This is a genomic window from Stenotrophomonas terrae (genome assembly GCF_039674165.1).
GTDB classification, from domain to species: domain Bacteria; phylum Pseudomonadota; class Gammaproteobacteria; order Xanthomonadales; family Xanthomonadaceae; genus Stenotrophomonas; species Stenotrophomonas terrae_A.
The window spans coordinates 64,335-74,743 of record NZ_JBDJMY010000015.1 but is presented as its reverse complement, the minus strand read 5'-3'; the positions used below and the strand labels follow the sequence as shown (position 1 = coordinate 74,743).

General features: G+C 63.0%; 8 protein-coding genes and 1 tRNA gene. 5 read left to right on the top strand and 4 right to left on the bottom strand.

Translation table 11 applies throughout. The features are described 5' to 3' along the window. Nucleotides 1-442: 442 nt before the first annotated feature. The 3 genes from ABE493_RS09215 to ABE493_RS09205 form a co-directional block, all read right to left on the bottom strand. Complete coding sequence (locus ABE493_RS09215; protein WP_346498631.1) at nucleotides 443-1,387, bottom strand: DMT family transporter; 945 nt, start codon at nucleotides 1,385-1,387, stop codon at nucleotides 443-445. A gap of 87 nt (nucleotides 1,388-1,474) precedes the next feature. Continuing rightward, nucleotides 1,475-2,221, bottom strand: a complete 747-nt coding sequence (locus ABE493_RS09210) for an AraC family transcriptional regulator (protein WP_346498630.1) — start codon at nucleotides 2,219-2,221, stop codon at nucleotides 1,475-1,477. Nucleotides 2,222-2,281: 60 nt separating this feature from the next. Beyond that, a tRNA-Arg gene (locus ABE493_RS09205) sits at nucleotides 2,282-2,358 on the bottom strand. Nucleotides 2,359-2,777: 419 nt separating this feature from the next. On the opposite strand from ABE493_RS09205, the gene ABE493_RS09200 reads away from it, so the two are divergent. From ABE493_RS09200 to ABE493_RS09180, 5 genes are all read left to right on the top strand, one after another. Further along, nucleotides 2,778-3,266 carry a hypothetical protein gene (locus ABE493_RS09200; RefSeq protein ID WP_346498629.1) on the top strand — a complete coding sequence of 163 codons (489 nt, stop codon included), beginning with the start codon at nucleotides 2,778-2,780 and terminating at the stop codon, nucleotides 3,264-3,266. Nucleotides 3,267-3,354: 88 nt separating this feature from the next. Beyond that, on the top strand, nucleotides 3,355-4,458 hold the full coding sequence (locus tag ABE493_RS09195) for a polysaccharide biosynthesis/export family protein (protein WP_346498628.1): 1,104 nt from the start codon (nucleotides 3,355-3,357) through the stop codon (nucleotides 4,456-4,458). Beyond that, nucleotides 4,421-5,161 carry a YjbF family lipoprotein gene (locus ABE493_RS09190; RefSeq protein WP_346498627.1) on the top strand — a complete coding sequence of 247 codons (741 nt, stop codon included), beginning with the start codon at nucleotides 4,421-4,423 and terminating at the stop codon, nucleotides 5,159-5,161. The genes ABE493_RS09195 and ABE493_RS09190 overlap by 38 nt, the downstream gene beginning before the upstream one ends. Beyond that, nucleotides 5,161-5,931 (top strand): capsule biosynthesis GfcC family protein, encoded by a 771-nt coding sequence (locus ABE493_RS09185; RefSeq protein ID WP_346498626.1) that lies wholly within the window; start codon nucleotides 5,161-5,163, stop codon nucleotides 5,929-5,931. Before ABE493_RS09190 ends, ABE493_RS09185 begins: the two co-directional genes overlap by 1 nt. Continuing rightward, the gene (locus ABE493_RS09180) at nucleotides 5,928-8,069 is read left to right on the top strand and encodes a YjbH domain-containing protein (protein ID WP_346498625.1); all 2,142 of its coding nucleotides are present in this window, start codon (nucleotides 5,928-5,930) and stop codon (nucleotides 8,067-8,069) included. The genes ABE493_RS09185 and ABE493_RS09180 overlap by 4 nt, the downstream gene beginning before the upstream one ends. 77 nt (nucleotides 8,070-8,146) lie before the next feature. Here the strand turns inward: ABE493_RS09180 and ABE493_RS09175 are convergent, their stop codons facing one another. Then, nucleotides 8,147-10,378 carry a polysaccharide biosynthesis tyrosine autokinase gene (locus tag ABE493_RS09175; protein WP_346498624.1) on the bottom strand — a complete coding sequence of 744 codons (2,232 nt, stop codon included), beginning with the start codon at nucleotides 10,376-10,378 and terminating at the stop codon, nucleotides 8,147-8,149. Nucleotides 10,379-10,409: the final 31 nt, after the last annotated feature.

The window sequence follows — 10,409 nt, the reverse complement described above, 5'->3', positions numbered from 1 at the left end:
CGCATCCTGATCCGGGTGCGGGGCCGTGGTTTTCGGAAATTACGCGAAGACGACGGACCGCACCGGACGAATGGTGACGGTAATAGTGGTGGTGGTAATGGTGCCGCCGCAGCCAGACGCGCTGCCCCGAGCGCCCAAGGGCGTCTGCGAGGTGGTGGCGATGGACTGGGGGCTGCTCATGGCCTTCAAGAGACAACAGCCGGGATCAGACTGTCAAGTGCTGCGATGCAAAAACCCAATTGAAGGCAACGTCGCCGAAGCGGCAGTTAAAAGTTGCAAATGTCACCAAGCACGAACGTCGTGCATTTCACGGCTAAGCAGCTGCCAATGCCTTGCCCGGTGCAGGGCAGGCAGTTGCCCGTGGATACCGGCGTGCCGGTTTCCAAAGCATTCGAAAGAATCGCCGCAAGCGGCCTTTCGCCAGCTGACTGCGCGGAATCGCTCAGGCCGGATCCGCGGCCGGCGCCGCCGGGCGGTGTGCCGCCGCACTCCATGCAACCCCGGCAATCAGGCACAGCGCGGCAATCACCTCGATGGCCACCGGCCAGCGCTGCTGCCAGACAAAGCCGTAGAGCAGACCAAACAAGGTCTCGAACACGATCATCTGCCCGCCCAGGGTCAATGGCAGGGCGCGGCTGGCGCGGTTCCAGCAGGCATTGCCCAGGATCGAGGCGAACACCGCCACCGCCGCGGCCATCATCCAGAAGCCGCTCCATTCGCGGCCCGTATGCCCTGCTCCACCGTCGGCGAAGGCCACCGGCGCCAGCAGCAGGGCCAAGCCACCGGTTGCCACTCCGGTCAGCAGTGACCAATCATGCCCGGACACATCCGGCACCTTGGCCAACCAACGTGTATTACCCACCGAATAAGCCGTCCAGGACAGCAGCGCGCCCACTCCGCACAGCAGGCCAAGCAAGCGCTGCGTGGTGCTGGCCTGTACATGTGACGAAACGATGGCCTCATAGCCCATCAGCACCACCCCGGCCATGCACAAGGCCAGCGCCGGTGCCAGCCGGGACAAGGGCACCGCGCCCGGCTCACGCGCGCCCACCACCGCCACCAATACCGGCACCATGCCGACGATCAACGCGGCGGCCCCGCCCCCGCTCCACTGCACGCAGATGGAAAGCATGACGAAATAGAGCAGATTGCCCAGCAAGCTCAACCAGGTCAGCGCGGTCCACTCGGCCTTGCCGATGCGCGCGCGCAGCGCCGGCCAACGCGGTACCAGCAGGATCACCGCAACCAGGCCGTAAATCAGGTAACGCGCCGCCGCCAACTGCATCGGCGAAAAATCCGCCAACACCGCCGGTGCCAGGAACACCAGGCCCCAAAGCGCACCGGACGCCACGCCATTGCCGATACCGAACCACATCCGATCTTTCATCACGCCACCCGACGCCCAGATACCCCACCAGCATCCATGTGCCGGCCTGGTTTGTATTGTCCCAACCTACGCGGCGATGGGCTGAAACTACGCATCGAAACGACGACGATAGCGGCCCGGCGTGGTGCCCAGCGAACGGCGCATGGCGCGGGTCAGGGCGCCCTGGTCGGAGAAGCCAACCTGTTGGGCAATCTGCGCCAGCGACTGGCTACCGCCCGCCAATTGCCGCTGCGCAAGCAGCAGCCGCTGCTGCAACAGCCATTGCGCCGGGGTAAGCCCGTATTCGCGCTTGAACAGGCCGTGCAAGGCGGTCAAACCGATACCAGCTACCTGCGCCATTCGCGCCAACGGCCAAGCCTGGCCCGGCGCCTGCAGAACCTGTGCGCACAGGCGCTGCATTGCCGCTCGGCCAGGAGCCACCGCCACCGGCGCGGCAAACAAGGCATCCAGCAACAACGGCAGTGCGTGCTGGGCCAGTGCGGTGGTCACGGTGGGCTGCGTGCCGGTCCGGATATGGATGAATTCGAGCAAGCTGCGGGCAGCAGCGGAAATCTGCAGGAACGGGCGTTGCTGTGCCCGCTCCAACTGTGCTCGCGCCAGCAAGGCACTGTCACAGTCCACGATCAGAAACCGGTTGCGCCCGTTGCCGGACTGCACATGGGCCGCACCGGGCACTACCAAGGCCCCGCGCTGCGCGTCCAAGTGACCGCCGCGCCCCTCGATCTCCAGCTCCAGGCTGCCGTGCACCGGCAGCACCAGCTGCAGGTGAGCGTGACTGTGCGAATGACCTGCGGGGCCATAACTGCGAAAACTGAGGGCATCACCGCACTGCATCGGCATCAATACCGGGGCTGGCTGGCACCTGCAGCAGCTGCCACAGACTGCGTTGAAAGATGGTGACCCCGACACGATTCGAACGTGCGACCTGTCCCTTAGGAGGGGACCGCTCTATCCAGCTGAGCTACGGGGCCAAAATATGGACGCCAAGATTACAGGCAAGCGCCCCGCCCAGCCAGCTTTTCCGGCTGCGGCTGAAGCTGCCGCTCAGCCGTGGCAGTGCCGGAAACGGTCTTCGGCAGGCCATGCACTGCTCCTCACCGCAATCAGCTTGCTCGCAAGCGCGCCAGCCGTTGCCAGCAACAAACTGCCTGCTGATGTGCACCGAAAATCATCGACAGGCCGAAACGACACAGACACCGGCTTCCGCCAACACGTTTTTCAGACAAACCCTAATCCAAGCGCCTATGCCGCGTGCCTACAATCCTCGGGGCCTCCTGCTAGCCAATGACGACAGGCTTCAGCAGCGCACCACTCACCGCGCAGGCCTTCGGCCTGCCGGGATTGCACAACCACACAAGCAGCCGCTTCCAGCGGAAGATGAGAACCAGCAATGAAGAAATCTTTTTACGCTCTGACCCTCGCCGCGTTTTCGCTTCCGGCCATCGCGCAGGACGCGCAGCTCGCTGAGCAGCCTGTCGTCGCCCAGGACCCGCAAGCAATCGAACAGCCGGCGTTTGAAGACGCAGTTGCGAACCAGGAACAGAGCCCCGGCGAACAGCAGGAATCGGCTGCGCAGAGTGAGCTGACCTCGTCTGCCGACCAGGAAGCAACGGCTTCCTTCGAACAACCTGCCACCGAAGAGGCAACCGCCTCGTTCGAACAACACGGCAGCGAAGAGTTTGTCACCGCCGATGGTGAGTTCAGCACCGAATTGGCAGGTACCGAGCAGGCCGGCAACAGCGCACGCGGCACCTTGAACCGCCGCCTGGCCATTGGTGGCGGCGTAGCCGCTGGCGTGCTGCTGTATTCGGTGCTCTCCAATGATGACGGTGGCAATGGCAGCGCACCGGTTGCCCCAGGCCCGACCGGCACTCACTGATTTCGAAACACATCAAGCGCCAGTATTCCCTCACCGGCCCTCGCGCCGGTGAGGGCTGCGTATAGCCTGCAAAGGCCAGGAAGAAGAAATGAACTGCAAGCGTCTTGTCGCCACACTGGCGCTCGCGTTGTTACTCCCCGGCTGCGTATTGGCGCCGGGCCAACACCTGCGCAGCGATGCAATCGCGCAACCCGGTCATTCCGTTGGCGACAGCACTATCGAGCTTCTGCCGATCACGCCCAAGCTTATCGCCATGGAGCGGGCTTCGCGTGATGCGAAATCCATGCCGCTGGCACTGAGCAGCTATCGGCCCGGTCCTTATCGGGTGGGTGCGGGCGACATGCTGTATATCACCGTATGGGACCACCCTGAGCTCACCGTGCCGGCAGGCCCGCAGCAGCAACTCAATGCCGCAGGTCGCCTTGTGCAATCGGATGGCAGCTTGTTCTACCCCTACATCGGCAAGCTGAATGCTGCCGGCAAGACGCCGAGTGAGCTGCGTGAGGAACTCAGCACCAAACTGGCGCGTTACATCGAAACGCCGCAGGTTGATGTTTCCATGCTCAGCTACGCCAGCCAGCGCGTCTGGGTAACCGGTGCATCGCGGCAGCCGGCGAGCATTCCGCTCACGGTCGCACCATTGACGCTGAGCGATGCCATCGCCCAGTCCGGCCTTGACCCACTACAGGCAGATCTTTCCGGCGTGAGCCTCGGCCGCGATGGCGTCACCTACACCATCGACCTGGATCTCATCGGGCGCAATGGCGGCAGCCCTGTTTTCCTGAAAGCCAACGACCTCATCCACGTGCCTTACCTGGACCGCAAGGAAGTTTTTGTCGTGGGCGAAGTGAACCAGCCTGGCGCCATGAACTTCCGCACCGGGCAGATTTCCCTGAGCCAGGCGCTGGGGCGTGCACGCGGGCTGATACAAAGCACCGCCAACGGCAACGCCATCTATGTCATCCGTGGCTCAAGCGATCTGCAGAACATCCCCTCGCAGGTCTTCCATCTGCAGGCCAAGTCGCCTGCAGCCTTTGCGGTGGCCAGCCAGTTTGAACTGCATCCCGGCGATGTGGTGTTTGTCGGCGCTGCCGGCGTTACCCGCTGGAGCCGCTTCGTGAACCAGTTGCTGCCCTTCACCGCCATTCTCAGCAATGCCGCCAGCGCGCACAGCGACCTGGACAGCAACTAAGCAGCACATCATGACAAGCAAGGACGCCGTTACCGCAGCACTGCCCCTGCGCAACCTGCGGGCTGTGGGCGTACTGCTGAGCGCGGCACTGATCGCAGGCTGCGGCTCGCTTGCCCAGGCCAGCCTCAAGAGCCTAGGCCTCGCGATCAGCGGCAAGCCCGACATCACGCCGGATCCGGATGCTGTTGCTGCCAGCCGCTTTGCACAGATCAAGGTAAGCGGTGCGGATGGCGGCGCGATCCTGGTGCTGGGCAACCTCGATGGGAAACGCCAGGCGTGGTACAGCACTGACCGCAGCATCGTCTTCCTGCAGGATGGCTTGGTGGTAGCAACCCACGGCGGCAGGTCCGAACTGCGTGGCATGTCATTTGAAGGCAGCAACCCATTCCATGACCTGCGCAGGATAGAAGCCGGAACCACCGTGCATCGCCGATATGACGTGATGCCCGGCTACCACTACGGCATGCGCGTGACCGGCACCTTGCAGCCGCTCGGGCGGGAGACCCTCAGCATCCTTGGGAAACCGCGCGAACTGCTGCATATTGAGGAAGCGCTGCATGGCGCGGGCTGGTCGACGCGCAACCACTACTGGGTGGATCCAGACAACGGCTTCATCTGGAAAAGCGTACAGGCGATCAGCGCAGACGCCTCGCTTGAAATTGTGCAACTCAAGCCGTTTTCCGCCGATCTGCGCAACCGATGATGCGCGCCTTCGCCCTGCTCTTCCTGCTGATTTCTAGCCCCGCCATCGCGGGCACCACCGCAGTGCCGGTGGCTGCAAGCGGCAATGTTCGCAACGCGGGCAACCATGTGCTGCCGCCCGATAGCCGCTTGAGCCAGCTGGCATTGACCGCCGGCCCGACTGAAGGCGCCTACATGCTGGGCGCTGCGCTACTTCGCGAGCAGGCTCGCATCGAACAAACCCGCTGGAAGGCTGGGCTCCTGTTTGATCTGGAGCAACTTTCAAGGCACAACCCGAACCCACCCGAGCTCTCGGCCACCCTCGTCCAGATGACCCGATCATTCGCACGGCTGCCGGTCACCGGTCGCGTCCGCTATCTGCTGGAGCCGCGGGCGCTGGAAGCCAGCCGCGAACGCGACCTGCCCGTGCAAGCCGGCGATCAGGTCTTCTATCCAACGCGCCCTGCCACGATCACCATCACCGGCGCGGTGGCCAATGACTGCCACCCAGCGCACGTCGCCTTGCAGTCACCGGCCAGCTATCTACACCAATGTCCAATGACCAGCGGCGCCAGCGCTGACCATGTGCACGTCATCCACGCCGATGGCCATGTCGAAACGCTGGGCATCGCCGCATGGAACCGCGCCGCGCCTTCCAGCCTGGCACCCGGCGCCATCCTCTTCGTACCGCTGGCCGCCGCCGTGGTACGCAAGGCAGCACCCCGATTCAACGAGGATGCCGCCCGCTTTCTCGCCACCCAACTCTTGCCCGCGCCCGGAACTGCACCGTGACCCATCGAAACACGCGTGCGTTGATGCACCTGAGCCTGACCCTGCTGTGCCTGGGCATAAGTGCTGACCTTCAGGCACAACAGGCACCAACTCCCAGCTCCAGCGATTGGGGCGGCATTGGCTTGCTGCAGACCCCAACCGCGCGCATGGCCGACGAAGGCGAACTGGGCATTACCGCGAGCCACACCTCGCCCTACAGCCGCTACACCGTCACCCTGCAGCCGTTGCCGTGGCTGGAAGGTTCGTTCCGCTATATTTCCATCGCCAATCGCCGTTATGGCCCGGCCTCGCTCAGCGGCAGCCAGAACTACAAGGACAAATCGATCGACCTGAAGCTGCGCCTGCTGCAGGAAAGCCGCTGGAGGCCTGAGCTGGCACTGGGCGCGCGCGACATTGGTGGTACCGGCTTGTTCTCCAGCGAATACCTGGTGGCCAACAAGCGGTTTGGCCCGTTCGACGCCAGCCTCGGCCTGGCCACAGGCTACATCGGCAATCGGGGCGATTTCAGCAATCCGCTCCGGCACATCGATGACCGTTTCGAGAACCGCCCCCACAACACCACGCATACCGGAGAGCTCAACACCGCCGGCATGTTCCGGGGCCCGGTCGGCGTATTTGCTGGCGTTGCGTACCAGACACCGTGGGAGCCGTTGCAGATCAAGCTCGAATACGAAGGCAACGACTATCGCAACGAGCCGCAGCGCAACCAGCAACGGCAACGTCACCCCTTCAACATCGGCGCGGCATACGCGTTTAACGACAATGTCCAGTTCCAGCTGGGGTGGGAACGCGGTGACAAGCCGGTATTCGGCCTCACCCTGCATGGCAACCTGGCTACCGCCCGCTCCAGTGCCAAGCCGCTGGACCCGCCGCCAGCCATCGACAACGCCGCCAGCTCCGGGCCTGCTGGCGAACTGGCTGCGAAAGCCAACCTCCCCTCAACTGACTGGGCAGCAATCTCAAGCCAGCTCGAGGAAAATGCCGGCCTGCGTGTGACGCGCATAGCGCGGCGCGGCCCCGACCTTGTCGTAAGCGGCGAGCAGCGGCGATTTCTGGACCCGGCGACAGGCTTTGGCCGCGCCAGCCGCATTCTTGACCAGGCGGCCGCCGGAGATATCCGGTGGCTCACGATTCAGAACAACCGGCTGGGCATTGCACTCATCGAAACCAGCGTTGAGCGGGCCGCTTTCCGGGCGTTTTCCGATCATCGCGTGGCGGCAGCTGCACTGCGCGTTGGCCTTGAGCCACCCTCGCCTGCGTCCCGACACATCATGTATGAAGCGCCACTGCGCCACTTTGAAGGCGAATTCAATCTCGACTATCAGCAAACGCTGGGCGGGCCAGACAACTTCATCCTGTTCCAGCTTGCCGGCAGCTACAGCGCCGAGCTGCGGTTCACGCACTCGCTGTGGATGAGCGGCACGCTCAACTACAATCTTTACAACAATTACGACCGCTTCCGCTACGACGCACCCAGCAAGCTGCCACGCGTGCGCACCGACATCCGACAGTACCTGACAACCGCCGAGGCAACGCTGCCCAACCTGCAGCTCACCGCCACTGGCCGGTTGGGCCCGGATCTCTATGCAATGGCGTACGCAGGCATGCTGGAATCGATGTACGGCGGCGTAGGTGGCGAAGTGCTGTACCGGCCATTCCTTGGCCGATGGGCGTTTGGTGCCGACATCAACCTGGTCAAGCAGCGCGATTTCGATCAACGCCTGCACTTCCGCGACTACAGCGTGGCCACCGGCCACGCCAGCCTCTATTACACCTGGGGAGATTCGCGAAAAATCGTCGCAACACTCAACGCCGGCCGCTACCTGGCAAAGGATTGGGGCGCGACGCTCACCTTGAACCGGGTGTTCGACAACGGCGCCAGTATGGGCGCATACGCAACCAAGACCAACGTCTCGGCAAGCGACTTCGGCGAGGGCAGTTTCGACAAGGGGATTCTGGTCTCGGTGCCGTTCGACCTGATGCTGCCACGCTCAAGCAGAACACGCGCCAACCTTGCCTGGAGCCCGCTCAGCCGTGATGGCGGCGCTAGATTGAGCCGCCGCTACATGCTGTATCCGATGACCAACGAGCACGGCATCGACGCAGTGTTCGCGCATCCCGAGGCCATGCGTGACTGACAGGGCGCCGGCTGCCTGAAGCCATCCAGCGCCCTTCCGCGCGCCACCCGCAACAGCGCGGTGGCGCGCCAACGGCATCAAGGCGTGTCAGAGGCGTACTCGTAGTACCCGTAGCTGTGATAGCCAGTCTTGCGCCTTTCCACCGCGTTGAAGATTGCGCCCTTTACCTGCACCCCATTCTGCTCGAAACGCTTCATCGCCAACCGGATCTCCTTGGGATGATTGACGCCAAAGCGCGTGACCATCAGCGTTGAGCCGGCATGCTTGGCAACAATCACCGCATCTGTTACTGCCAGCACGGGCGGCGTATCGATGATGACCAGGTCGTAATTGCGCGCAAGTTCTTCCAATACCTGGGCGAAGCGCGGATGCATCAGCAACTCGGACGGGCTAGGCGGAACCTCGCCACGTCCGATGTAGTGCATGCCATTCAATCCCGGCGCCGCATGGACTGCAGCATTCAGATCGACCTTGCCCGACAGCACGTCCGACAGTCCTGTCTTGTGCGCGACGCCCAGCACCTTATGCAAGGTGCCCCTGCGCATATCTGCATCAATCACAAGAACCTTCTGGCCGGCCTGCGCGATCACTGCCGCCAGATTGGCCGCAATGAAAGTCTTGCCGATCCCGGGCCGCGGGCCCGATACCACCAGAATGTTGTTCTTGGCCTCCATCATCGCGAAATGCAGGCTGGTGCGCAGGCTGCGCAGCGCTTCTACTGCAAGGTCCGCAGGCGCTGCACTGGCTAGCAGCGGAGCCGCTGCGGCCGCACCAACACCCTTGCGCTTGCCGCGACCCGCCTTGCGCGCCTGCGCCAGGCTGGCTGCACTGCTGAGCGGAATAGCCGCATAAACAGGCAAGCCCAACTCCTCGATATCGGCAGGATCCTCAATCCCGGGGTTCAGCATGCGCAGAACAAACACGCCCGCAATGGACAACATCCCGCCAAGCAGGGTCATTGCAAGGACGATCACCGCTTTCTTCGGTGCTACCGGGTTGCTCATATCAGCAACCGCCGCATCCACAATTCGAACGTTACCGACGGATCCGGCGCGCGCCACATCCAATTGCTGCGCCTGGTTCAACAGTGCGGTGTACAACTCATTGCTGACGGTCAGGTCGCGGGTGAAGCGCAGCAACTCCTGCTGCGTATCAGGAAGGTTGCTGACGTCATTGCGGAAGCCGTCCTTGCGCGCCTGCAGGCCGCCAATCTGCTTGAGCAGCGCCCGGTAGGCCGGATGCTCGCGGGTAAACGTCCTATCCATCTCGGCCTGCTTCAACTGCAGCTGCTGGATACTGGTTTCCACTGCTACCTGCTGCTCCAACAGCCCCTTGGTCTGCAAGGTGATATCCACCGCATTCGAGCGTGCCTGATAGCTGGCCATCGCAGTCTGGGCGGTCTCGACCTGCTTGCGCACCGTCGGCAGCTGATCCTTTACAAACTGCAGCTGGGATGCCGCTTCAGCCGAGCTTCGCTCCACGTTCTGGCGAACATAGATCTCGGCCACGTTCTGCAACAGCGCTTCTGCACCCAACGCATCCCCACCTTCGTAAGCCAGCTTCAGGATGCCGGAATCCTTGCCCTGCTCGGCGACTTTTATCTCCTTCTGGAGTTCAACCAGAACATCCAAACGGCGGCGCTTCTGCAACAAGAAGTGCGTGCCCGGGTTGGCACGCAGCTCGGCTACTTCAAGCTTGAAGCCGCCTGCTTCCGCAGGCACGCCCACAGCACCGTGCAGCACCTCGTCACCGCCTGGCCCCAGCAGCGAGAAGCCCCCGGCGGCCGGACCGGCAACCAGCGTAAGCGACTCATTGAGGAGCCCTTCGGGCACATCCAGACGGTGCACGCTCAGCACCTCGCCGCCCCAACCATACCGGGACAAGCCCAACGCCGGGCCAGCCACCCGCTGTGCATCCATGCGCTCGTGCCGTCGAGCGAAATACCCACCCAACAGAGGAAACCGGCGCGGCTCGGCCTTGATATCCAGCTGCAGGCGATCAACCGCAGCTCCAACAACCATGCGTGAGGTCAACAGCGCCACTTCGGTTGTCGCAGCCGCACTACCACCGCCAGTCAACGAGGTCAGATCCGACAAACCTGGAATCGCAGGCACTTTTGACTCGACCTGGATCATTGCCTGGGCCTGATACACCGGCTCTGCCAGCAGCACGTAGGCAGCGCTCAGCACCGCAAATGCGGTAGTGGTTGCGATAACCCACCACCTGCGGTCGTACACGACACCCACCAGATCGCGCAGATCGATCTCGTCGTCCTGCGGGGTAGTTCGCAATTGCTTTTCCTTTTCCATGACTTCCGTTCTGATAGATGACTGCGCCAAC

What these genes read in the sequence shown, in the direction of transcription:
- ABE493_RS09215 (WP_346498631.1), bottom strand. Translation starts at nt 1,387, where the DNA reads ATGAAAGATCGGATGTGGTTCGGTATCGGCAATGGCGTGGCGTCCGGT.
- ABE493_RS09210 (WP_346498630.1), bottom strand. Translation starts at nt 2,221, where the DNA reads ATGCAGTGCGGTGATGCCCTCAGTTTTCGCAGTTATGGCCCCGCAGGT.
- ABE493_RS09200 (WP_346498629.1), top strand. Translation starts at nt 2,778, where the DNA reads ATGAAGAAATCTTTTTACGCTCTGACCCTCGCCGCGTTTTCGCTTCCG.
- ABE493_RS09195 (WP_346498628.1), top strand. Translation starts at nt 3,355, where the DNA reads ATGAACTGCAAGCGTCTTGTCGCCACACTGGCGCTCGCGTTGTTACTC.
- ABE493_RS09190 (WP_346498627.1), top strand. Translation starts at nt 4,421, where the DNA reads ATGCCGCCAGCGCGCACAGCGACCTGGACAGCAACTAAGCAGCACATC.
- ABE493_RS09185 (WP_346498626.1), top strand. Translation starts at nt 5,161, where the DNA reads ATGCGCGCCTTCGCCCTGCTCTTCCTGCTGATTTCTAGCCCCGCCATC.
- ABE493_RS09175 (WP_346498624.1), bottom strand. Translation starts at nt 10,378, where the DNA reads ATGGAAAAGGAAAAGCAATTGCGAACTACCCCGCAGGACGACGAGATC.